A 23545-nucleotide genomic window follows, 5' to 3' on the forward strand; every position below is an offset into this window, starting at 1 on the left:
CCCTGACCGGTCATCTGGCGGATTTGCGGAAGAATAATCCGTCGGCTGCGACTGCCACCAGGATGAGGACGCCGGTCACCACCTGCTGGTAGGTGGTGTCCCAGTGCAGCAAGTTGAAGCCGTTGCTGATCACGGTGAGGATCATGACTCCCACGAAGGCCCTCCACATGGCACCTTGTCCGCCCAGGATGCTGGTGCCGCCGATGACCACGGCGGCGATAGCGGTGAGTTCGATGCCGATGGCCATGGCCGGCTGGGCCGACCCGGCACGTGAGGCCAGAATCATTCCAGCCATGGCGGAGCACAGGCCGCTGATGGCGAAGACGGCGACGTGGATTGAACCGGTCCGGATGCCGCTGAGACGGGCTGCTTCCTGGTTGCCGCCTACCGCGTAGATCCTGCGCCCGAAAGTGGTGCGCCACAGAACAATTCCCAGCACAACGGTCATCGCCAGCATCAGGACCGAACCGGCGGTGAGGCCGAGGAGGCTTGGCCAGGTCCAGGTTTGGAAGGATGGGAGTTGGTGAGGAAGCGGCGCGACGATGGCGCCGCCGGTGATCACAATGGCCAGCCCCCTGTAAATGATGCTCACCGCCAGTGTCCCGATGAACGAGTTGACCTTCGTGCTGACCACGATCAGCCCGGTAACCGACCCGAGCAGGGCACCCACAAGCAACGCCCCGAAGAAACCGGCCGCAACGCCGAAATGTTGGGTGATCATCACGCCCGAAATGGCGGAGACCGCGAGGGTGGCGGTCGAGGAGAGGTCAAAGACTCCGCTGATGATGCACAAGGTGGCTGCCGCGGCGAGCAGCCCCACCACGGCGGCTTGGTCGAACAAGTTGATGAAGTTGCGGCCGGTGAGGAATGTTCCGGTGTTCAGGGTCAGGAACAGCATGATGGCGGCCAGGCCAAAAACGATCCCGAAGTCTTTGAAGTTCAGATTGAATTTTTTCCCTGCCGTCGAGGGCACGGCAGCTGACGTTGTGGTCATGTGGTTCACCTATTTCAGAAAAGCGGAAGTCATGACTTCGTCACGGGTGGCGCTTCGGTCGAACTCGGCAACGATGCGCCCGTGCCTCATGACATGGATACGGTGGGACAGGCCGAGCACTTCCTCCAGCTCGGAGCTGACCACGATGACTGCTGTGCCCATCGCAGCCAGTTCAACGATGATGCCGTGGATCCGGGCCTTGGCGGCGATGTCCACTCCCCGAGTGGGTTCATCCACCAGGAGCACCGCCGGAGGATTCAACAGCCATTTGGCGAAAAGTGCCTTCTGCTGGTTACCTCCCGAAAGGTTGGCTATCGGCTGTCCCGGGCGGGCTCCGCGCAGGTCGACGGCCTTGCTGACGTCCTTGACCTCCGTCCATTCCCGGTGAGCCCTGACGAAGCCGGCCCATGAGCGTGCGGGCAGAGTCGAGAGGGCGATGTTCTCACCGACCGGGCGGGACATGACCAAACCCTGTTCTTTCCGCGACTCGGGGATGAGGGCGATACCGGCCTTGATGGCGTCCCTGATGGAGCAGGGGCGGATGCGGCGGCCGTTGATTTCCACGTGGCCGCCGGTGGTCCGGTCGGCACCGAAAACGGCGAGCAGGGTTTCGCTGCGGCCGCTGCCCACCAGCCCGGCAATGCCTAGGATCTCCCCGCGGCGGACCTCCAAAGATATGTCCTTGACCTTGGCACTGGTCAATCCGGCCACCCGGATAACCGTCCCGGCTTCGGACGGTACTTGCGGAACGTCCGGGATGAGGAAATCGACCTCCCGGCCCACCATGAGCCGTACCAGCGATTCCGGAGTGTGGCCCCCGGCGTCTTCGGTAACGATGTGCTGTCCGTCGCGCAGAATGGTCACCCGGTCCACCAGTCCCAGGACTTCCTCCAGGTAATGGGAGACAATCAGGACGGTGGTTCCGGTCCCGGCCAGCCGTTTCACGACCTGCAGGAGTTTTTCCTTTTCCGCCTCGTTAAGGACGGCGGTGGGTTCGTCCATGCACAGCACCTTTGCCCCGCGGGCAAGGGCTTTCAGGATTTCCACCTGTTGCTGTTGTCCGATGGGAAGGGTCCCCACTGTTGCTCTCGGGTCCAGCTCAAAACCGGTCTCTTCCAACAGCCGGGCGAAATGGTCGCAGTCCCGGTTGGGGGAGAGGAGGCTCCCCCTGTTCGACCAGCGGCCCAGAAAGACATTTTCCAGCACCGACAGGTTAGGGATCAGGGCCAATTCCTGGGAGATGAGAGAAATCCCGTGGGAGATGGCGTCCCGGGGGGTTGCGATCCTGACCGGATGTCCGTCCAGTTCCATGGTGCCGGAGTCCGCCGTGATGGCTCCGCCCAGGATTTTGAGCAGCGTGCTCTTTCCGGCGCCGTTTTCCCCCATGATGCCGTGGATTTCCCCGGGGGTTACCGACAGCGTGACGTCCTTCAGCACCTGCGTTGCACCGTAACGCTTGCCGATCCCGGAGACGGTGATGTCGGGGGCGGTCCTCCGGCTGGCGTGCTCGTGTTTTTCCAACTGTTGTATAGCCATGTTGACCTCTGGAAGTGGAAGGGAACTTAGGGCCAGGGTCCCGGGGCCGGAGCGGTGGGCCTCGGCCCCGGGGTGTTAGAAGGGGGCTGTGCTAGTCCGAGTACTTTGAGACGTAGTTCAGGGAATCCAGTGCTTCTTTGGTGCCCTTGCCGTTGTTGGGGGAGAGGCTGGCTTCGTCGATAGCGGTTTCCACCTGCTGTCCCCGGGCTTTGGCGAGCCCCAGTTCGGTGGCCTTGGCCCCGTTGGCCACGACGTCGCTGACGTAGATCGAGAACCATTTGCCGGACCGGACCGCTTCCACGTTGGACACGGATGCGCCGTTGCCGATGAACTTGATGGCACTGTTCCCGGCGGCCGCGGCGGCTCCCGTGATGGCCTGCGATGCGCCGATCACCACGTCCACATCAGGGTTCGCCTGGGATACGTTCTGGAACGCCTGCCGGCCGCTGTCCTGGGTGTAGCCGCCTTCCACGCTGGCCACGAGCTTGATCTTCGGATCGGTGGCCAGTTCCGCCTTCACGGCCTCGGTCCGGGCGTTGTCCAAAGGTAGGGACTTGAAGCCTTCAAGGTAGGCCACCTTGCAGGTGTCGCCCGGCACCTGGGCGCACGCTTCCTTGCCCATCTCGCCGAGCACCTTGCCGTTGCGGGTGGGCAGGTCCACGATGCTGATGGCGCCGGGCACCTGCGGCTCGATGGTGTCGAACTTGGGCCCGATGACCGAGAATTCAACAACCACCGTGATGCCCGCCTGGACGGCCTGCGTCAACGGTGCGATGAGGGCCTGGTTGTCATTGGCCTGGACGACGATCACCTCGAACTGCTTGGAGGTGACGGCATCCTGGATCTGCTGGACCTGCGTCTGGGCACTGAAATTGGAGTCCACGAAGGTGGCGCTGGCGTTGTTGGCCTTGGCCGCCTGCTCCACTCCAAGGAACGTGCCCTGGGCAAAGCCGTTGGACTTGGCAAAACCAAAGAATCCAACGTTGAGCTTCTGGTCCGCACTTGCAGCGGATGCCTCTGTGGTGCTGCTTTGGGCGGGCGGGGTGCATGCGGAGGCCAGCAGGGCGAGGCTCATGAGGGCCATCGCGGCGGTCGGGCGCTTGTTGAATTTCACGGTCAGTCCTTTCGATGCGGCGATTAGTAGCCGTAGTGGGTTTTGGCGAAGTCCTCGGTGATGAATCCGTTGACGATGTCGTACTCAACGTCTTCGCGGGAGCGCTGGGCGACATCGCCGAATCCACCGCCACCCCCGACGGCCAGACGAACCACGTCGCCGGCCTTGATTTTCCGTGCGTTGGCCTTCAGTGTCCGGACCTCATCCTGGCGGCCGGGGTTGATCACCACTTCCGGGCCCTGGGCGTCGGAGCCGCCGAAGAGGCCCCATGCCGGTGTCTTGGACCTTTCGAACCAGAGACCCACCACGCAGTCGGCGAGGAACTCGTATTCGCGGACCACTCCGTTGCCACCGCGCCACTGCCCGGGGCCGCCTGAGTTCGGCCGGATGGAGTATTCGTTGATCCGCAGCGGGTAGCGGGTTTCCATCATTTCGACAGGCAGGTCCTTCAGCGAACCGTTGACGTTGTTGATCATGGCGGATTCGCCGTCCATGCCCTTCCAGGCGCCCCAGCCGCCCAGGGTGGCTTCCATGCTGACGAAGTTCCGGCCGAAGCGGGGATCGAAGCCGGCCGCGGTGATGATCATGGAGTCGCCGTGGCTGGCGCTGGCTACGCGGTCAGGCATGGCCGGTGCCATGGCCTTGGAGACCAGGTCTATCAGCAGGCCCAGATGCGAGAAGTACCACTGGCAGGGTGCCGGTGCGACGGCGCCGAGCACGGAGCCGGAACGGACCTGGGTAGTCAGTGGGCGGAAGGATCCGCCGTTGGAGTTGGAGTCCGGGCTGACCAGGAGCTTGTACCCCACGCGCAGAGCCGAAACTGCTTGCGCTGCGCCGCAGTTGACCGGGCCCATGGTCTGGTCGGCCGAGCCGGTGACGTCGAAGTCCACCGTGTCGCCGGCCACGGTGATCTTCAACCGGATGGGGATGGGGGTGTCCAGGTTGATGCCGTCGTTGTCCAGCACGCCTTCGGCTTCGTAGACGCCGTCGGGAATGTTGCGGACGGTTTCGCGCTCGATCTCCTCGGTCTGCCGGAAGATTTCATCACGGGCCGCATCGAGCTGCTCCATCCCGTACCTGGATACGAGTTCTTTCATCCGGGTGGTTCCCATCCGCAGTGCGGCGATCATCGCATGCATGTCGCCGATGGTCTGGTAGGGGAAGCGCACGTTGGTGCGGATCAGGTCCACCACGGAGGTTTCGATGCCGGCCTCCATGAGCTTGACCGGCCCCATGCGGAAGCCTTCCTGGAAGATATCGGTGGCATCCATCGAACCGCCCACGTCCTTGGACCCCATGTCCATCCAGTGCGCCCGGGTTGCGGCGAAACCGACTACAGAGCCGTTGTCGAAGATTGGCGCGAAGATGGTGACGTCATTTAGGTGCGTTCCGCCGAGGTAGGAGTCGTTGAGGATCCACACGTCCCCCTCCTGCCAGACTTCGCGGCCGTAGAGCTCCTCCACGGCGATGGAACAGGTTTCGAGGTTGCCGAGGAACAGCGGGAGCCCGGCGGACTGACCGAGGACGCGGTGTTCGGTGTCCAGTAGCGCCACCACGCAGTCCCCGCCTTCGTAGAGGATGGGTGAGTAGGCGGAGCGGATCAGTGTGGCGTTCATGTCGTCCGCGGCGCTGGTGAGCGCGTTGCGGATGATTTCAACCGTTACGGGATCCAGGGTTTTGACTGCAGTGATTGTCATTTGCGGTACCTCAATTTCCTTCAGCGTCTTCGATGCGGATGACCAGGGAGCCGAACTCGTCGACTGTGACGTTGAACCCGGGCGGCACCACGGTGGTGGCAGTTTGTTCCACGATGATCGCGGGGCCTTCAAAGGCGTGGCCGGCGGCCAGATCGTCGCGACGCACCACGGTGGTTTCGTGTTCCGAGTGGTCAAAGACAACCGGGCGCATCTCGTGTTTGAACTCAGGGCTCTGGGCAGCAGGGAAGAGCGGTGCTTGCAGTCGGCCCAGGTCGCCCACCGCCTGCATGCGCAGTGCGACGATTTCGATTGGCGCTCCAGGGTTGGAGTGCCCATAGCGCTCGTGGTACATGGTGGAGAAGCGGGCCGCCAGGTTCGCGACGAAGTCTCCTGACTCGGGCTCGTCGGCGGAGGTCAGAGGAACGTTCAGCGAAAATTCCTGCGACTGGTAGCGCACGTCCACGGAGGGATTGGTCCGGCGGCTTTCCTCCGGAACCCCCTCCGAGACGAGGGACCCTAGTCCCTCCACTTCCATCCGCCGCAGGACCCCGGACATATCGGCGACGTCGATGTCTTCGTCGAGGTAGAAGTACGGCTCGGAGAAGTCCTTGCGGATGTTGGTCTGCAGCATGCCCCAGGCCGAGAACGCGCCGGGGAAGCGCGGAACCACGGTTTCCGGGATCCCCAGTTCCTTAGCGAGGAAGACTGCATGCATGGGCCCTGCGCCCCCGAAGGCGACCAGGGCAAAGTCGCGAGGTTCGATGCCGCGGGAGATGGTGATGGTCCGGATAGCTTGGGCCATCTGGGAGTTGGCGACGTCGCAGATGCCTTCGGCCATAGCGATCGGGTCAAGGCCAAGCTGGTCCCCCACGGTTTTGAGGGCTGTGATGGCCGCTTCCCGGTCAAGGGCGACCTGACCGCCTGCGAACCAGTCGGGGTCGACCCGGCCCAGCACGAGGTTGGCGTCGGTGACTGTAGGTTCGGTGCCGCCGCGGCCGTAGCAGGCCGGCCCGGGAGTGGCGCCGGCGGACCGTGGGCCCACCCGGAGGCCGCCGGCTTCGAGCCATGCCACCGAGCCGCCGCCGGCTCCCACGGTGTGGATGTTGACGACGCTCATGAGCATCGGCAGGCCTTCGAGGTGGGCCTCGGTGGATACGTCGGGTTTGCCGTCGACCACCAGGGAGACGTCGAAGGAGGTGCCGCCCATGTCAACGCCGATGAGGTTGCGGTTGCCGGACACGGCAGCCAGTTCGACGTCACCCATCGCACCGCCAACCGGTCCGGACAGCAGCGTCTGGAGGGGACGCTTGCGGGCTGATTCCGCGGTGAGTACGCCGCCGGAGGACTGCATGATGTGCAGCGGAGCCTCCACACCGCGGTCGGCGAGCTTTTCTTCCAGGTCCAGGAGGTAGTTGCGGACCACGGGGCCGGTGTAGGCCTCGACGACGGCGGAGGAGGTGCGCTCGTATTCGCGCCATTCCTTCGCTGCTTCGTGGGAGAGGGAGACAGTGAAGTCTTCGCCGAGTTCTTCGAGCAGGATTTCTCGGGCGCGAAGTTCGTGGTCCGGGTTCTTGTAGCTGAAGAGAAAAGCAACGGCCACAGCGCCGTATCCCTCTTCCAGTGCACGGCGGGCCGCCTGGCGGACGGCAACTTCATCGAGGGGGCGGATTTCCAGGCCTTGGGCGTCGAGGCGGCCGCCGACGCCGATGACGTCCTTCCGCTCGACCAACGGAGCCGGCTTCCGGTACTGGGCATTATAGAGCTCCAGGCGCGGGCCACGGGCGATGTGGTAGGAATCCTCGAGGCCGGCCGTCGCCAGCAGTAGGACGGAAACACCGCGGCGCTCAAGGAATGCGTTCAGTCCCTGGGTGGTGCCGTGAACCAGGAATTCTACATCGGAAAGGTCCGTAACAATCGATTCGAGGCCGGCGATGACGCCGGCACTCAAGTTGCCCGGCGTGGTGGATGCTTTTGTCGCCTCATAGGTCCCTGCAGCCTGGTCGTACGCGACGATGTCTGTGAACGTTCCGCCGATATCCATCGACACCCTGTAGTTCGGCATATGTATCTCCTCATGATTCCGGGTTGAACTTGGTGTGTGGGAAATCACGTTAGACATGAGGGGTTTCGGGACACGGTGCGTCCTGCACAATCCAAGGAGAGGAAAAAGGGCTTGCTGCCCAAGAAGCCAGGCGGAAGGCCGGTTCGGCAGGGGTTTTAGCTGCCCGAGAAATCAGTGGACGGAATTCCCGGGTCATGTTTGACACGCTCGCTGAGCCACTCTTCCCTCAGAGGCGACACGTGCATCAGTTGTGCGCAGGCTGGTCGGATGGGGGCATGGGGAGGCGGAAAGGATGCTGGGCGGCGGGCCTGGTGCGGCGCGATCCTGCCGCGGCCTGCGCTCCTGCGGGCAGCGCGGGGCGCTGATGGTCATCGGAGGACCTAGCCTGGCTGTCTGGATGCACCTGTGGTCTCAGGAAGTGAGCGCTTCGTACCCAGCAAAACTTGACAACGAAGTAACACGCGGGTCCTCATCGGCATGGCTGGAGGCCTTGGCCTAGCAGGACTCTCCCTCGTTGCGCTCGTGGGCTTAACGTCGCGGACGGCCTTGTGGGTGCGTTCCAGCGGGTGGGCATTTTGGTTGCCCTAACCCGTTGGCCTCGCCAGTTCACGCCTCACGTCTTGGCGTCCTTCTTGCTGGACCTATTGCCGGGATGCTCCGGTAAAAAAATGCAAGACCCTGCCCATCATCGCCGCAGCCGAGCACCCCGGGCAAACAGGTCTAACGGCCCTGTCAGCACATCGCGCGCACTTGATAGCACTGTCTTATGACTACGTCACCCACCGCTGCTGCCGCCAGGCCGCCCTTCGACGCCGCGCTCGATCTGGACGGGGCTGTCGCCGACACGGCGGTGGCCCGCCAGGCGGCCTGGAAAGACGCCTTCGACCAGATCCTGCAGGATCCCCGCACATCGGCAACCGCCGATTCGGCAGTGCGGAACGCAACAACCCAGGCCATTTTCCTGCCGGCCGCTCCCTTATTGTGAGACATGGAAAATACAGTTCTCGTCGGTATTGATGGTTCCAAAGGAAGCGCCGGGGCCGAGGCTTGGGCGTTGACGGAGGCGGAAGCCCTTAGGTGGAAGATCGTGTTCGCGCACGCTGTCCCTCCGGTCGGTGTTGCAGACCCGGAAATTGAGGCGGGATACTTGCGGGGAGCCGTGAGTCAAGCGGATCGGACATTCGCGCCCTTCCTGACGGACGCTGCGGGAAGAGGCATTCCTACAGAAGCCCTTGTCGTGGCAGGCCGCGCCCAGGACGTACTAATCCGGCTGTCATCCAGGGCAGGCCTTGTGGTCGTTGGACGTCGTCATCGCACCGGTTACAGTTCCCGCTTCGGCAGTGTCTCCGCAGCTGTGACGGCACATTCTTCATGTTGGGCCGCTGTGGTCCCGGAAACCTGGAGCCAAGAGCGTCCGGGCGCAGACAGCGTTCCAGCCTCTGGCGGGGATAAATTTTTCGGGCACGTCATCGTGGGTGTAGACGAAGCCCCGGAAGCGCCGACACTCCTTGCCGTGGCAGCAGAGATGGCACAGCGGCACGAGGCTCCGTTGAGTGCTGTCACCGTTGGCGGGGGAGGAGCTCCGCAGGGCGGGGCGCCTTGGCTCTCGGATCTCATCCGGACGGTCAGAAGCAAGCACCCACACCTGCAGCGCGCCACCTTCACGCTTAAGGGCATGCCGGCCAATAAAATCACCGAGGCCGCACACGGTGCCCGGCTGCTGGTGATTGGGTCCCGCGGTCTCAGTGGTATCCCGGGAATCGTTCGCGGGTCCGTCAGCCGGGCCATCCTGGAGAACACTGATGCACCGGTCTTGGTCGTACCGTCCCGGTCCCCTTCGCATAAAGACCGTTGAGCTTGCGGCAGTCGCTCTCCTTATCATGACTCTCGACGTGGAGCCGGCTCCTGCCGGGTCAGAAGCAATTTGGCGGCTCACCATCGTGGAGGTCGAAAAGCCCAGCGGCGCTGCTGGGCACGCCGCACCGTCCGTCCGGCTGTATGCCCAGCGCTCCGACCCGCGGCGCGGCTGGCCCCGGCTCCGCGGATTTCGGCCTCGACAAGGTTGTCGCGGGGGAGGGGCCCTATGGTATTCGTCAAGTGGTTTGGGTTGGTTTTCTTCATAGAGGGTGCCGCACCTGAGCATGGAGTAACTGGTCAGTGGTGCTTTCTCGTCGTAAGAGGGGTTGTTGTGGACCCGGGGGCGGATCACCCTATGCTTGGATGCCTCACAGGGCAGGAGCGCCCAGCAGATTCTTACGTTGACGGTAAACCCGGCGCTGGACATCAGTACATCAACGGAGCGTGTCATCAGCGTACATAAGCTGCGTTGCAGTAGCAGCCGGGTGGACCCTGGTGGTGGTGGAGTCAACGTATCGAGGGTAGTCCAGCGGCTTGGTGGACGAAGCCTGGCGGTTTATACCGCCGGCGGTCCCGTCGGAGAGGCATACCGCCGCCTTATTGAAACCGAGTGCATCCCCACTCTTGTGGTGCCGGTTCAGGGAAGTACCCGGGAAAACTTCACGGTCGACGAGACGTCTACTGGTAAGCAGTTCCGCTTTGTATTGGAGGGCCCCGAACTTCGCGAAGAGGAATGGCGTGCCTGCCTGGACCTTATAACTCAAGCGGCTCCGCCTGGTGGATACGTCGTGGCCAGTGGCAGCCTGCCGCCGGGAGTGCCGGACGATTCCTATGCCCGGGTGGCCCGCCTGGCACGCGAGGGCGGGGCGCGCTGCATCGTCGATACCTCCGGGCCCGCCCTGGCCGAAGCCCTCGCCGAAGGGGTTTTCCTCATCAAGCCCAGTAAACGCGAACTGGGCGAGTATGTCGGGGCGTCTCTCGGCAGCGAACAAAGCCAGATGGACGCCGCCTCAGCCGTGGTTGCCAGCGGAGCGGCTAAGTACGTGGCCCTAACGCTGGGTGAGGCAGGTGCTGTGCTGGCCTCTGAGTCCGGTGTTATCCGGCTGCCGGTTCCGGCAGTGAAGGTGGTCAGTACCGTCGGTGCAGGTGATAGTTTTCTTGCCGCCTTCGTTCTGCGCCTCGCCCAGGGCCGTTCTGCCGAGGAAGCCTTCAAAGCAGCGGTCGCCGCCGGGAGCGCGGCGCCGGCTACCGAACTGTGCTATCGCGGGGACGTGGAGCATTTGGAAGCTGAGTTGTCGACTGCAATGAACTGATCCCCAGGGATACAGGTGCTGCCTGCCGCAACATTCTGTACCAACCATGGACCCGGTGTGGGACGGACTCTGGAGTGTTGGGCATCACCACAAAAGGGGAGGCAGAATGCGCGTGGTGGTTTACAGCACGAAGCCGCATGACGAGCACTTCGTGACGGAAGCGAACCTCAGCCACCGGCACCGGTTGTCCTTCCTTGAACCTCGGTTGTCCCCTGCAACGGTCCCGTTGGCGGGGCGCGCTGGGCCATGATTCGGGAGGTCCGGAGTTCGTTCTTCCGGACGACGACGGTGACGGTCTTGGCGAAGCGGGTCAGGAAGGTTGCTTCCTCCATGGCTGAGTCCCCGCCGCCGACTACCATGATGTCCTGCTCGCGGAAGAAGAAGCCGTCGCAGGTGGCGCACCAGGACTCACCGTGGCCGCTGAGTTTCTTCTCTTCCGGCAGGCCCGGTTCCTTGTAGGCCGAACCGGTGGCGAGTATGACCGCCGGCGCCTCGTGGGTTTGACCGCCCCCGGTGCGCGGATCGGGCGGACAGCCTCGACGCCCTGCCCGGCAGGGTCTGCAAGGACCCAATCTTGATTAATCTACGCAAGATCGATCTGAACCTCCTGGTGGTCTTTCATGTGATGATGCAGGAGCGGCACGTCACAAGGGCGGCAGCGAAGCTGTATACAACCCAGGGAGCCGTGAGCGCTGCCCTTGGACGCCTCCGACTTCTCTTCGACGATCCGTTGTTTCAGAAATCGCGGACCGGTATGGTGCCAACGGCGAAGGCGTTGGCTTGGGCACCCAGAATCGGCCAGTCCCTCAAGATGGTGTCCGATCTGGTGTTCGTGCCGAGGATTCTCAGTCGGATCCGTTGACCCCTCGAGGGACTACGCGATGACCGGGCATTTGCGCATCTCGTACGACGCGCAACGTGGATTCGTCGATGAAATTCTCGAGACTCAGGCTATGAGCGCAAGGCTGTCGCATCCATCAGCTACTTTGCCGGGGCCCTCACCGTTCTTCGCAACGCAGACTTGATCGCCACGATCCCCACCTATACGGCCAAAGAATTCCCAAAAGTGGCAGGACTGACAATGAGTCGGCCACCTATCCCGGTCCCCAGATTCACGATCTCGTTGCTCTGGGAGGTGCCTAAGGAAACACAACCCGAACAAGCTTGGTTGCGAGCAATGGTCGAAGGCTGCGCCCACCTGGAGTTTCCGTCCGCCAAGGGGGCAGCGGAGGGTGCGGATAACGGGCATTCATGAGTGCGATGCCCGCGAGTGGGTGGTAAAGGCCGTGCCCATTCCCGAAAAGTGGCCGCGTTTTAGCGTGACAGGCTGGGTTTGTTTGCGTAGGTGTACTTGTAGAAATCCGCGAGTTCCAGCTCGGTGGCCGCCGCTGTGTCCACGTAAACTGTCGCGGACGGATGCATTTGGATGACCGAGGCAGGGCATCGGCTTGAAACCGGGCCCTCCAGTGCTGCAGCGATAGCCGCTGCTTTTGCGCGTCCCCCGGCAAACAGCAGTAAATGCCGGGCGTCCATGATGGTTCCCAAGCCCTGGGTTATGCAATGCCGCGGGACCTCCTCAGGAGTAGCGAAAAACCGGGCGTTGTCTTCCCGGGTCCGCTGACTTAGTGTCTTTATCCTGGTGCGGCTGGCGAGCGAGGAACCAGGCTCGTTAAAGCCCAGATGTCCGTCACTTCCGATGCCGAGGATTTGGACATCAATGCCTCCGGCCGACTTGATCGACGCCTCGTAGCGGACCGCGGCCTGCTGGGGGTCCTGCGCGCCGCCTTCGGGAACGTGTACGAGTTCAGGATCCAGTGCCAGTGGCCCGGTCACTTCACGCTGGATCGTGGCTGTGTAAGACCGCTCGTCGGACGCGGAAATCCCAACGTACTCGTCCAGGGCGAACCCACTCACCCTGCGCATATCCAAGCCCGACAAAACGTGTCGCCGGAGTGCTTGGTACAAAGGCAAAGGGGAAGACCCAGTAGCCAGGCCGAGGACGGTAGCCGGGTTTCCGTCGATAGTTTCCGCCAGGCGTGTCGCTTCGATTTCTCCGGCTTCCTCAAGCGAGTCGACGATGATAATTTCCATGGTGCTCCTTTTCTGGTGATGCCCGACGTTCGATCCAGTTGAAAGCGACGGGCCAAGTGGACAAGCGGAAAGGGCCGCATATGCGCGGAAGATGAGCCCGCGGGCGGGTCTATAGCTGCTGGCGTCCTGCGATTGCGGCGCCGACTACCCCTGCGTCCTCGCCGAGCGACGCGGGAAGAATGAGGGGCAGCGTTGCCGCGCCCAGGTCCGACAGGGCGTCTTGGAGTGGCTGGAAAAGATCCGTACCGGCTTCAGCCAGGCCGCCACCGAGTACCACGACTTCAGGGCCGAGCAGCGCTGAAATCTGGACTATCGCTTCCGCCAAGGCCTCGACCGCTTCCCCCCAAACCTCTTCGGCGGCACGGTCACCGTCCCGCAACCGTCGGACTACTTCATCCGCGCCCGCAACCTTGATTCCGGACCGCGCACTGTATCTTCGGGCGATAGCCGCGGCGGATGAGATGGCTTCCAGGCAGCCCGTCGCTCCGCAGCTGCATGCCGCGTGGGCGGCAACCCGGAGGTGCCCCACTTCGCCGGCCTTACCCCGTGCGACGCAGAGCCTGCCATCCACAAAAAGGGCTGCCGCTATTCCAGTGCCCAACGCCATGATGATTGCGTTCTCATACCCTGAAGCAGCACCCAAGCGGTATTCGGCAAGGCCGGCGGCTCGAACGTCATGTCCGAAGTATATGGGCATTTGGAGTTTCTGTTCGAAGATCGACCGGAACGGCACATCCTTCCAACCAAGGTTGTGCGCCAGGACGCCGGTACCGGTTTCCTCATCAACAATCCCGGGGACAACAACAGCGGTCGCACAGTGACTTACGCCCCCGGACCCAGGCGATAAAGTGTGCACCGTTCGCTCAATGAGGTCGATGAGGCGCCAGGGTGTTTCTCTCCCGGCAGCGGGGGTGGGCATCCGGTGGACAGGACCCATAGTCCCGTCGGGATGGATGAGGGCTGCCTTAATGGTGGTCCCTCCGACGTCGAAGGCGAACACAGAGCCGTTCGCTGGCCCCAGGTTAAGCTCCCGTTGCACGGCCAACCCCCTCCAGAACGCCTTCCGGATCCCGGAGCAGCGGTTCGAAAGCGAGCTCCGCGGCACCGAAGATCTGAGCGTCGCCAAAGGTAGAGCTGACAAGTGTCACTGGTTGTATCTGGGCGACGACGGAGAGATCCAGCGCGTCGTGCATTCGTGTCTCAAATCTCGACATCAAGGGGGACAACGTCCCTGCAAAAACGACTCGATCCGGTGAGAGGGTGTTGACGAGACTGATCAGGCCGACTCGTAAATGATCGACGATCCGATCCATGGCCGCGGGTAATGGAGCGGGCTGGCTGAGGGCAGTGAGCACTTCATCCATTGAGGAGGGCGCAAAGGAATCGTCACCCATAGCAGTCATCATGGCCCGCCCGTCAACAAGCAACTCCAAACATCCCTTGGATCCGCAACTGCACTGTGGACCTGCGGGGTCGACAATCAGGTGTCCCGCCTGCAACGGGTGATCCGAACGGCCCGATTGCTCGTCGGCCAGGATGAGCGCGGAGCCTACGCCGATTTGCTGCCCCGCCAGGTACAGGAGCCGCTGCGCCCCCAGTCCTGCGCCCATGCGGAACTCCGCAAGCGCCCCGAGCGTGGCGTCATGCGCGATCAGGACGGGAAGGTCTGCAGGCAAGGACTTATCAAGAACAGCGGCCATGGGGATGTTGCGCCATCCCAAAGGAAGCACGGCGCGGGCCACGCCGGTGTGTGGATCGAAAACGCCCGGCACGGAGATGCCCACGCCCACACACTTACTCTCCAGTGATGCGTGTACATCCTGAATGGTCCGCGCGACTCGTGCCAGCGTATCCAATGGATCCATGCCGCCGGCGTCGAATATCTCGAATCGCCGCAGCCTGATGGCGCGCGTCAGGTCGACGACGGCAAGGTCGAGGCCGTTCGAGCTGAGCACACACGCGATGACGACGGCGCCGGAACCAACTATTTCAAGCGTTGCGGATGGGCGGCCAGGCGTGCCGTCTCCCACCGTCGACCCGGCGCGGAGCAGGGCAAGCCGTTGAAGGTCATCCACCGCCTTCCCTGCGGCACTCCGCGCCAGCGAAGCCGCCGCAGTAGCATCCGACCGTGTCATGGGGCCGTCGGCGCGCAGTGCGCTCAACATCCGTCCCGCAGCAGTTGATCCAAGAAGGGGTATTGCCGCGCGGGTGCCCGTCGGGTAGTTTGTTCTCACGAGAACAAACTACCCGACAAATTCCCGTAAACCAAGGTATCGGCCCTCGCATAGGCCTCCCACCAGATATTTCCACGACGAAAGAAAGGCAGGTTTGCACATGAAAAAAACCTATCGTAAACACCGGTCCGCGGCTGCTGTGTTGGCCGTTTTCGCAGTAGCCGGTATGGGACTGAGCGGATGCGCCGAACCCTCAGCTTCCCCGGCAGCGACGGCGGGTGCCAGCGGAAAGATTGCGCTGCTGCTTCCGGACCTGGTGACTGCCCGTTGGGACCAGCAGGACAAGCCCGTGTTTGAGGCTGCAGCCAAAGCCGACTGCCCCTCCTGCTCCGTTACTACTTACAACGCCAAGGGCTCAGCCGCGACGCAGTTACAGCAGGCCGAGGCAGCGGTTACGAACGGCGCGACCGTCGTCGTTATAGCTCCTGTCGACTTCCGCTCGGCCGCGCAGATCGTGGACAAGGTGCATTCCTCCGGGGCGAAGGTGATCAGCTACGCCAGCATCATCCAGAGCAAGAACGTTGACTACGGTGTAACAACGGACATCGCTGGTATCGGAGCGCAGCAGGCCCAGAGCCTGGTGGACGGGCTGAAGGCCAAAGGAATCACCTCGGGCGGACTCATCATGATGAATGGTTCCCCATCTGACGCCTTCGGCTCAAAATACAAGGCGGGGGCGCACTCGGTCCTGGACAAAACAAACTTCACCATAGCGGCCGAGTATGACACCAAGGACTGGTCCGCCGACAACGCCCAGAACCAGATGTCCCAAGCGATTACCAAGGTAGGCAAAGACGGGTTCGTCGGCGTTTACGCGGCCAATGACCAACTTGCCGGCGGTGTGATCGCAGCAATGAAGGCCAACGGTATTGACCCGACCACCCGGCCGATCACCGGGCAGGACGGGGCCTCTGCAGCCCTGCAACGAATTGTTGCTGGTGAGCAGTACAACACCATTAACCTGCCGATCAAGGAATTCGCCGCCAACACAGCCAAGATTGCCGTCGCTTTGGCGCAAGGCCAGACGCCTCCCGAGAATTTGATCAATGGCACTGTGGATGGCCCCGACGGAACCACGATCCCGGCCTATCTGTGGTCCAACAACGTTATTACCGCCGAGAACGTGGCGGACATGATCGAGCCCAAGGGTTTCTGGAAGCTGGACGACATCTGCACCGCCGATTACAAGGACGCCTGCGCAAAGGCCGGGCTGCTCTAAAGCTGACCTTCACCGACTACTAAGGAGTCATGGCATCATGACGGAAGCCCTTCTGAGCTTTCATTCGGTAACGAAGACGTACGGGACAATCCGTGCACTGGAAGACGTCTCTTTCTCCATTAATAGGGGAGAGGTCGTAGCGCTGGTAGGAGATAACGGGGCCGGCAAATCGACATTCGTCAAGGTGCTGTCCGGAACGGTTGTTCCGGACAGCGCAGTGATGGAATTTGAGGGCAAACCAGTTCATCTCGACAGCCCACTGGCGGCGGTTGACCTGGGCATCGCCACGGTGTATCAGGACTTGGCGGTGTGCAGCAACCTCGATGTCGTGGCCAATCTCTTCCTGGGCAGGGAGCGTCATCGAGGTTCGGTTCTGGACGAACTCGCAATGGAACGGGAAACCACCCAGTTGCTGGCTGAACTTTCTGTCCATCCCCGCTCCCTGCGGGTACCGATCAGCAGTCTCTCCGGTGGCCAGCGGCAGTCTGTTGCCATTGCCCGGTGTCTGCTGGGAAACCCCAAGCTGGTCATCCTCGACGAACCCACCGCGGCCCTGGGCGTAGCTCAGAAGGCCCAGGTCATTGACCTCATCCGCCGGCTCCAGGCACGAGGGCTGGCTGTGGTGCTGATCAGTCACAACCTTGCCGAGGTATTTGCCGTAGCTGACCGGATTGAAGTCCTCCGGCTTGGCCGAAACGGCGGGTCGTTTCCCGGGGATGAGAAATACCAAGACGAAGTTGTGGCTGCGATTACCGGCACACAGCTTTCAACGCCGAAGGAAGTTGCATGAGCTCTCAAGTACTGATTTCTCCGCCGCCGACCGGGTCACCCCAGGACAGGGAGCACTCGCTTGCTGCCAGGCTGCGGGGACTGGTCCGCGCCGACGATGCTACCCGCGTCGGCGTTCTCCAAGTGGTGATCGGCCTGGCCGTCATTTGGGCGGTCTTCTACATCCTGAACCCGGCCTTTCTCTCGCCGACCAACCTCACCAACCTTGCCCTGCAGATTGTGGCAGTCGCGACGATGTCAATCGGAGTCGTCCTGGTCCTGCTGATCGGCGAGATAGACCTCTCCGTCGGAACGGTAAGTGGCCTCGCGGCCTCTGTGATGGCGGTCCTGAACGTCTCACAGGGCCTGCCCGCCGAGTGGGCGATTTTTCTCGCGCTTGGATGCGGCGCGGTGGTGGGGCTCATTCACGGCCTCATCATCTCCACCTTCGGCGTCCCGTCCTTTGTCGTGACTTTGGGCGGCCTCATCGGCTGGCAGGGTCTTCAGCTGCTGCTGCTCGGAGACACAGGAGCCATCAATCTTACCGACCCTGCCATCGGCGGGCTTACCAGCTCTTTCTTCGCTCCGTGGGTCGGCTGGGTGCTGACGGCGTTCCTGATAGCTGCCATGTCGGTTCGGACTTTCCGGGTCCGTGCCAAACGACGCAAGATGGGTTTGAACAACACTGCGGTTGCTGCTGACGTGATCCGACTCGCGGTAATAACCATTGTCCTGGCCACTGCCGTCCTCGTCTTGAGCTCCAGCCGAGGCATTCCGTTGAGCGTACTGTTGCTCCTCGGACTTGTGCTGTTGATGGATTTCATTTGCCGCCGCACGCTCTTTGGCCGCCGGCTGTTCACAGTAGGGGGCGACGCCCAGGCGGCATCCCGGGTTGGCGTTCACGTGAAAACCACCACTGTTCTCGTATTCGTGCTTGCCTCGACCTTTGCAGCCCTGGGCGGCATCCTTTCCGCTTCCCGGTTGTTGGCAGTCAACGAAACGTCCGGCGCAGGGGAAATCCTGCTCAACGCCATCGCCGGAGTCGTCATCGGCGGCACCAGCCTCTTCGGCGGCCGCGGCAGTGTCTGGTCCGCCGTCCTGGGTGCCCTCGTTATCGGATCCATTTCCAATGGCATGGACCTGCTCGCGCTTCCTTCGCCCGTGAAATACATGATTACCGGGGCAGTGCTGATCGCGGCAGTTATCTTCGATGCCGTCATGCGGCGCAAGCAGGGCAGGTAAGGAAACAAACATGAAAAAAGGAATCAACGCCTGGTCGTTTGCACCCGGAACGTCACCCGAGGAAGTCCTCCGGCTGTCGCACTCGGCGGGTTTTCAGGGCGCGGAACTGGTTCTGGGGGAGACCGGGAAGCTTAGCCTCGAGAGTTCCCCGCAGGAACTGGTCTCCCTCAGGGGACGCGCCGAAGAGCTGGGAATCGAAATTCACTCTTTGGCGACGATGCTGCAGCTGCAGTACAACATGGTGAGCGATAATCCTGTCGTCCGCCAAAAGGCACTGGATGCAACCAAGGTGCAGATTGAGACCGCCAAGGTCCTCGGGGCCGAAACGGCATTGGTTGTACCAGGTTATGTCGGGGTGGACTTCATTCCGGATGCCGAAACCGTCCGCTATGACCGCGCCTATGACCGCGCCTTGGAAGCCTTTAGCGAGTTGGCGCCCTTCGCTGAGGCGGCAGGCATCCGTATCGGGGTGGAGAACGTGTGGAACCGGTTCCTGACCACCCCTCGAGAAATGCGTGGGTTCCTTGACGAAGTCGACAGCCACTACGTGGGTTCGTACTTCGACATTGGAAATGCGCTCGGAACGGGATTCCCCGAGCAATGGATCGAGATCCTGGGGCACCGGATCGTCAAGGTCCATGTGAAGGACTACCGCACGAACCCAGGAGGACTGAGTTCCTTTGTGGACCTGCTTTCCGGCGACGTGAACTTTCCGGAGGTCCTGAGGGCCTTGACGGACGTCGGGTTCAACGACTATTGCTCCGCGGAAGTAACGCCATACCGGTGGCACCCCGAACAGAGCGTCTACAACGCTTCCGCCTCGATGGATCGAATATTCGGCTGGAACCAGAACTAGCGGCAGCCACGGCAGGCCCGCGTAGAAAAAAGAATCATGGTCAGGAGGGCCATCCCGTGAGTAATGAATTTGACTACATTATCGTCGGCGGAGGAACAGCGGGCTGCGTCGTTGCCGCACGCCTCACCGAAAATCCGAGTACCAAGGTGTTGCTGTTGGAAGCAGGGCCGGATTACCCAACCGAGGAAGCAACGCCGGACGGTGTACACGAATCGCGCTACGTTCCTATGCGTGGCCATGCACCCGAGGTCGATCCCCGGCACGACTGGGGACTCAACATCGAAATGAACGGCGCAACAATTGTGGTTCCTCAAGCCCGGCTCATCGGCGGCGGCTCGGCCATCAACGGCACACTGGCCCTTCGCGGAGCCACGGCAGACTATGCAGAGTGGGCTGACGCAGGAAACCCCGACTGGTCCTGGGACCACGTGCTCCCAGCCTTCAGGGACCTGGAGGACGACACCGCACCCGGCGTCGGCATCCACGGGCGGGGCGGTCCCTATCCGATTACCCGAACGGCGGAGCCGGAACTCGCTCGCTTGCAGAAGGCTTTCGTGGACAGTGCCCGCAGCGTTGGGGCGCCGGACTGCTGGGACCTTAACGCCCCCGACGCGCAGGGCGTCGGCCCGGTGCCCCAAAGCCGTGCCGGAAACCGTCGGATCTCCACCGCTACCGCCTATCTCAATCCGGTCCGTCACCGCGAAAACCTCACTGTGCGGGGGGAAACCCTCGTCTCGCGTGTACTTTTCGATGGTGTCCGGGCGAACGGCGTTGAGCTGGCGGACGGCAGCACCGTTATGGCCGGTGAGGTAATACTGTCCGCTGGCGCCATTGTGACACCAGCACTGCTCCAGCGCTCCGGCGTCGGGCCTTCCGGACTCCTCGCCGCAATGGACGTTCCGCTTATCGCGGACCTTCCTGTTGGCGAAAACCTGGCCGACCACAGCTGTGTGCCCCTGATGGCACCTCCCCGTGAGGGGGCCTGGTCTCCTGATGATGCCAGCCTCCAGGCTGTATGGCGGTTCTCCACCAGCCAGCAGCCGGATAGCCTTGACGCACAGTTGACCATGTTCAGCTACCTGAATGTTCGTACCACCGGAGACGGCGCCCGCGGCATGGCCGGAGCCGGTAACGAGGGGCTGGACAACGTGGCCGGCATCGGCTGTGTCATCAACAAACCCCGGTCCACCGGCGTTGTCCGGATCACCTCTACGGACCCTGCCGCACTACCATTCGTGGACCCCAAGTACCTTTCGGATCCGATAGACCTGGCTGTCATGCGCGAGATCGTCCGTCGCGGATGGCGGGTCCTGACCGCGGAACCGCTGGCAGGCTTGCTGGATGAACCGCTGGGCATGGATGCGGAAACGGTCGCGGACGATGAGGCTCTGGACGCGGCGATCTACCGAACGATTGCTTCCGGCTACCACTTCACCGGGACCTGCAAAATGGCCCCGATCGACAATGGCGGCGTGGTCGACCAAAGCGGCCTTGTCTACGGGTGTGACGGCCTGCGCGTCGTTGACGCCTCGGTTCTTCCCACCATTCCCGCTGCCAACCCCATGCTGCCAATCGTCATGGTTGCGGAGCGGCTCGTAGCTATGGCCCGGGGCGCAGCCGGTCCTGACTCCGGTACCGACCAAACCCACGACCTGGCGCTAAGTGCCTGAAGGGAATATCGAGATCATGAAGTCGAATGCCCTATTCGCTCTGGACACCTGGTTCTATAACTCGCTTGGCTCGTACAATCTCGAGGCCAAATGCGAAATGCTGGCCGAACTCGGTTACGACGGCATTAACCTCACGCTCTGGAGCGATCAATCCTGGGCCGATGTAGCGAGGATTCCTGAAATCAAAGAGCGCTTCGGGATCGAGGTTACGGGTGTCTATGCCTCGGTGTCGGGTCCGGACGACGTCGAGGGGGTGCGCCGGGTTTCCGAGTTGCTGAAGACGATGGATGGCTGCACGCTTGTTGACCTTGCTATCCTCGGCAGCCCTGAGGCACACACGAATTCCGACCCGCGTGGTGATGCTGCCGTGGAACAAATGTTGAAGAACCTCTTACCCATCGCGGAGCGGCGCGGTATCACGCTGTCCTTGTACCACCACATCGGGTGCTGGATGGAAACTCTCGACGACGCCATGCGCCTGTGCCTGGCCGTCGACCACCCGAACCTCAAGATCACGTTCTCCAGCCACCACTGGTACCTCACCGATGGCAAACATCCGGAACGGACGTTCGAACGCATCAGCCCCCACATGTCCGGGGCCAACTTCTGCGGCAGCCGCCGGGTTCCCAGCGATAACGGCACGGATGCCACGATCGAGATTCTGGACGAGGGTGAACAGGACAATTTCTATTTGCTGGGCTTGCTTCAGAAGACCGGCTTCACGGGGCCTATCGGTATCCAGGGATTTTCCATGGGCGGGGACGTCTATTCGAAGCTCCGGCGGTCCCTTGCCGCCTACGAAGACATCCGGCGTCGGCTGAAGCAGCATCCCGGCTGGGCGGATTTCCGTAACGACCCCATCCCCTCAGCCCGTGAGGAGATATCGGCGTGAGCGGACGCAGAGTCGGGATCATCGGCACGGGGTTCATGGGGGAAGTCCACGCGGCCGCCTGGCGTGCTATCGGCTCCCCGCCGACGGCTATTCTTGCACGGTCGGCAACGCCGCGACCCGCGTATCTGCGAGACCGGGAAGTGGACATCTACGACGACCTCCAAATGTTCCTGGCAGCGGTGGACATAGTGGACATCTGCGCCCCAACGCATCTTCACGCGGGATTTGCCCTTGCAGCGGCCGCGGCGGGCAAGCCGGCAATCTGTGAAAAGCCGCTTTCTCTCAGCGTCGAAGAGGGACTGGAGGTCATCCGAGCGTTCGAAGAGGCCGGTGTGCACCTGCACGTCGGACACATTCTCCGTTACAGCCCGGACTACACGGCTGCACGGCAGGCGGTCGAGGCCGGCCGAATCGGAGAACCGGCGGTGCTTCGACTGTCCCGTCTGTCTTTTGCCCCGGAGCGCGGCGAGGCGAGCTGGTTCCAGGACGACAGCAAATCGGGTGGAATCGCGTTCGACCTCATGATCCACGACCTGGACTATGCCCGCTGGATTGCTGGAGAAGTAGTTTCGGTGTTTGCCAAATCAGCGACGAATTCGCGTGGGCACGCAATCGCCATCCTTAAGCACTCCGGCGGTGCGATCAGCCACATCGAAAGCTCTTGGTCAAGCCCCGCCCCGGAATTCCGAACAAGCTTCGAAATCGCAGGCGAACACGGTGTTCTTGGATGCTCATCAGCTGACACCACGCCGTTGGCCCTGCGGCTGCACGAAGAACGAAATGACAGCAGCACAGGTCTCGGTGACATGTCGCTGGCGGCCAACCCGTTCGAACTGGAGTTGCAGAACTTCCTTGGCGTAATTGACGGAACAGCACGTCCGGCCATCACGGCCCGCGACGCCCTCGCCGCGGTTCAGTTGGCGGCGGCCGTGCGGCAATCCGCGCGGACGGGTCAGCCTGTCGCGATTGAATCAATGGGAAAGGTAAATACATGGAGCGCATAGGCATTTTGGGTGTGGCTCATCTGCACGTTGACGCTTACATCCAGAACCTGCGCGAGGCCGGGGCCCAGGTCGTCGGCGTCTACGACTGGGATGCAGCCCGTGGCGCCGCCTGGGCTCGGAAATATGGGGTGGCGTACTACCCGGACGCCGATGAGCTTCTCGCCCAGGGCGTTGACGGGGTGCTCGTCTGCGCCGAAACCCTGCATCACCGCGCAATGGTAGAGAAGGCGGCGGACGCCCGTGCGGCCGTCCTGTGTGAAAAACCGCTCGGGGTGGACCTGGAGGACTCACAGGCGATTGTCGACAGCTGCATGAAGGCTGGGGTCCCGTTGATGACCGCCTTCCCCCTGCGCTTCGACAAGTCCCTTGGCCAGCTGAGGGAGTTGGTGATCGGCGGGCAACTCGGTCATGCCCGGGCGTTCTCCGGTACCAATCAAAGCGTCATGCCCATGCGGGAGCGCTCGTGGTTCGCGGACCGCGCCCTGGCAGGCGGGGGCGCGATGATGGACCATATCGTGCACCTTGCCGATGCCTATAGTTGGATCCTTGGCACACCTCCGGAGGAGGTCTACGCGGTCAGCAACCGCATCGTCCACTCGGAGTCGGTGACCGTTGAGACCTCCGGCCTTGTAATGCTCACATATCCTGGTGGCGTTTTCGCTTCCATCGATTGCAGCTGGAACCGGCCGCTGAATTATCCGACGTGGGGCGGGATGTCGCTCTCCGTGGTCGGGGACGGCGGCAGGGCGGACGCGGATCTCTTCAGCCAGCGGCTGACCCAGTTCGGCGGGGACCGGAACTTTGGCTGGATCCAGTGGGGCTTGGATACCAATCAGCTCATGATCGACGATTTCCTGGCAGCCATCCGGGATGACCGGAAGCCGAGGGTCTCGGGCAGGGACGGCCTGATAGCGACGGCCGTGGCCATCGCAGCCCTTGAATCTGCCTCCACCGGCGTTCCCGTCCGTCTTTCACCTGAATTATTCGCATAACCTA

General features: G+C 62.4%; 20 protein-coding genes and 1 pseudogene. 12 read left to right on the top strand and 9 right to left on the bottom strand.

The genetic code is table 11. The annotated features are described in order from the left end of the window. Positions 1-10: 10 nt before the first annotated feature. The 5 genes from QN084_RS20390 to QN084_RS20410 form a co-directional block, all read right to left on the bottom strand. Positions 11-994, bottom strand: coding sequence for an ABC transporter permease (locus QN084_RS20390; RefSeq protein WP_069695699.1), 984 nt, complete (start codon positions 992-994; stop codon positions 11-13). A 9-nt stretch (positions 995-1003) separates the two neighbouring features. Next, positions 1004-2530, bottom strand: a complete 1527-nt coding sequence (locus QN084_RS20395) for a sugar ABC transporter ATP-binding protein (protein ID WP_069695681.1) — start codon at positions 2528-2530, stop codon at positions 1004-1006. A 91-nt stretch (positions 2531-2621) separates the two neighbouring features. Beyond that, positions 2622-3644, bottom strand: a complete 1023-nt coding sequence (locus QN084_RS20400; protein WP_083261997.1) for a sugar ABC transporter substrate-binding protein — start codon at positions 3642-3644, stop codon at positions 2622-2624. Positions 3645-3667: 23 nt separating this feature from the next. Then, the gene (locus tag QN084_RS20405) at positions 3668-5341 is read right to left on the bottom strand and encodes a hydantoinase B/oxoprolinase family protein (protein WP_069695680.1); all 1674 of its coding nucleotides are present in this window, start codon (positions 5339-5341) and stop codon (positions 3668-3670) included. A 10-nt stretch (positions 5342-5351) separates the two neighbouring features. Then, the gene (locus QN084_RS20410) at positions 5352-7403 is read right to left on the bottom strand and encodes a hydantoinase/oxoprolinase family protein (protein ID WP_069695679.1); all 2052 of its coding nucleotides are present in this window, start codon (positions 7401-7403) and stop codon (positions 5352-5354) included. Between the two features lie 766 nt (positions 7404-8169). Here QN084_RS20410 and QN084_RS20415 point away from each other — a divergent pair. The 3 genes from QN084_RS20415 (at position 8170) to QN084_RS20425 (ending at position 10573) form a co-directional block, all read left to right on the top strand. After that, complete coding sequence (locus QN084_RS20415; protein ID WP_069695678.1) at positions 8170-8388, top strand: hypothetical protein; 219 nt, start codon at positions 8170-8172, stop codon at positions 8386-8388. A gap of 3 nt (positions 8389-8391) precedes the next feature. Beyond that, entirely contained in the window at positions 8392-9258 is an 867-nt protein-coding gene (locus QN084_RS24205) for a universal stress protein (RefSeq protein WP_083261998.1), read from the top strand. A 403-nt stretch (positions 9259-9661) separates the two neighbouring features. Then, on the top strand, positions 9662-10573 hold the full coding sequence (locus tag QN084_RS20425) for a 1-phosphofructokinase family hexose kinase (protein ID WP_264398827.1): 912 nt from the start codon (positions 9662-9664) through the stop codon (positions 10571-10573). 233 nt (positions 10574-10806) lie between these two features. Here QN084_RS20425 and QN084_RS20430 read toward each other — a convergent pair. Next, a pseudogene (locus tag QN084_RS20430) lies at positions 10807-11088 on the bottom strand (NAD(P)/FAD-dependent oxidoreductase); the annotation flags it as partial. A gap of 59 nt (positions 11089-11147) precedes the next feature. On the opposite strand from QN084_RS20430, the gene QN084_RS20435 reads away from it, so the two are divergent. Further along, positions 11148-11435, top strand: coding sequence for a LysR family transcriptional regulator (locus QN084_RS20435; RefSeq protein WP_285750649.1), 288 nt, complete (start codon positions 11148-11150; stop codon positions 11433-11435). Between the two features lie 452 nt (positions 11436-11887). On the opposite strand, the gene QN084_RS20440 is transcribed toward QN084_RS20435, so the two are convergent. The 3 genes from QN084_RS20440 to QN084_RS20450 form a co-directional block, all read right to left on the bottom strand. Next, positions 11888-12664 carry a glucosamine-6-phosphate deaminase gene (locus tag QN084_RS20440; RefSeq protein WP_069695675.1) on the bottom strand — a complete coding sequence of 259 codons (777 nt, stop codon included), beginning with the start codon at positions 12662-12664 and terminating at the stop codon, positions 11888-11890. 109 nt (positions 12665-12773) lie between these two features. Further along, positions 12774-13703, bottom strand: a complete 930-nt coding sequence (locus tag QN084_RS20445) for an ROK family protein (RefSeq protein ID WP_259362950.1) — start codon at positions 13701-13703, stop codon at positions 12774-12776. Continuing rightward, positions 13687-14898, bottom strand: a complete 1212-nt coding sequence (locus QN084_RS20450) for an ROK family protein (RefSeq protein ID WP_139126834.1) — start codon at positions 14896-14898, stop codon at positions 13687-13689. The genes QN084_RS20445 and QN084_RS20450 overlap by 17 nt, the downstream gene beginning before the upstream one ends. Before the next feature lie 100 nt (positions 14899-14998). Here QN084_RS20450 and QN084_RS20455 point away from each other — a divergent pair, with 100 nt between their 5' ends. Genes QN084_RS20455 through QN084_RS20490 form a run of 8 tightly spaced genes read left to right on the top strand, consistent with a single transcriptional unit; the run spans position 14999 to position 23541 of the window. Then, the gene (locus QN084_RS20455; RefSeq protein ID WP_069695673.1) at positions 14999-16117 is read left to right on the top strand and encodes an ABC transporter substrate-binding protein; all 1119 of its coding nucleotides are present in this window, start codon (positions 14999-15001) and stop codon (positions 16115-16117) included. A 37-nt stretch (positions 16118-16154) separates the two neighbouring features. Further along, a complete protein-coding gene (locus QN084_RS20460) occupies positions 16155-16907 on the top strand; it encodes an ATP-binding cassette domain-containing protein (RefSeq protein WP_069695672.1) in 753 nt (250 codons plus the stop codon). Next, the gene (locus QN084_RS20465; RefSeq protein ID WP_083261999.1) at positions 16904-18127 is read left to right on the top strand and encodes a sugar ABC transporter permease; all 1224 of its coding nucleotides are present in this window, start codon (positions 16904-16906) and stop codon (positions 18125-18127) included. Before QN084_RS20460 ends, QN084_RS20465 begins: the two co-directional genes overlap by 4 nt. A gap of 10 nt (positions 18128-18137) precedes the next feature. Continuing rightward, positions 18138-18983, top strand: a complete 846-nt coding sequence (locus QN084_RS20470) for a sugar phosphate isomerase/epimerase family protein (protein ID WP_069695671.1) — start codon at positions 18138-18140, stop codon at positions 18981-18983. 56 nt (positions 18984-19039) lie between these two features. Next, positions 19040-20653, top strand: a complete 1614-nt coding sequence (locus tag QN084_RS20475) for a GMC family oxidoreductase (RefSeq protein WP_206599696.1) — start codon at positions 19040-19042, stop codon at positions 20651-20653. 16 nt (positions 20654-20669) lie between these two features. Next, positions 20670-21545, top strand: a complete 876-nt coding sequence (locus QN084_RS20480) for a sugar phosphate isomerase/epimerase family protein (protein WP_069695670.1) — start codon at positions 20670-20672, stop codon at positions 21543-21545. After that, entirely contained in the window at positions 21542-22549 is a 1008-nt protein-coding gene (locus tag QN084_RS20485; RefSeq protein ID WP_069695669.1) for a Gfo/Idh/MocA family protein, read from the top strand. The genes QN084_RS20480 and QN084_RS20485 overlap by 4 nt, the downstream gene beginning before the upstream one ends. Further along, positions 22537-23541, top strand: a complete 1005-nt coding sequence (locus tag QN084_RS20490; protein ID WP_069695668.1) for a Gfo/Idh/MocA family protein — start codon at positions 22537-22539, stop codon at positions 23539-23541. The genes QN084_RS20485 and QN084_RS20490 overlap by 13 nt, the downstream gene beginning before the upstream one ends. Positions 23542-23545 lie beyond the last annotated feature (4 nt).

This window comes from Paenarthrobacter sp. R1 (genome assembly GCF_030264015.1).
Classification (GTDB): Bacteria; Actinomycetota; Actinomycetes; order Actinomycetales; family Micrococcaceae; genus Arthrobacter; species Arthrobacter ureafaciens.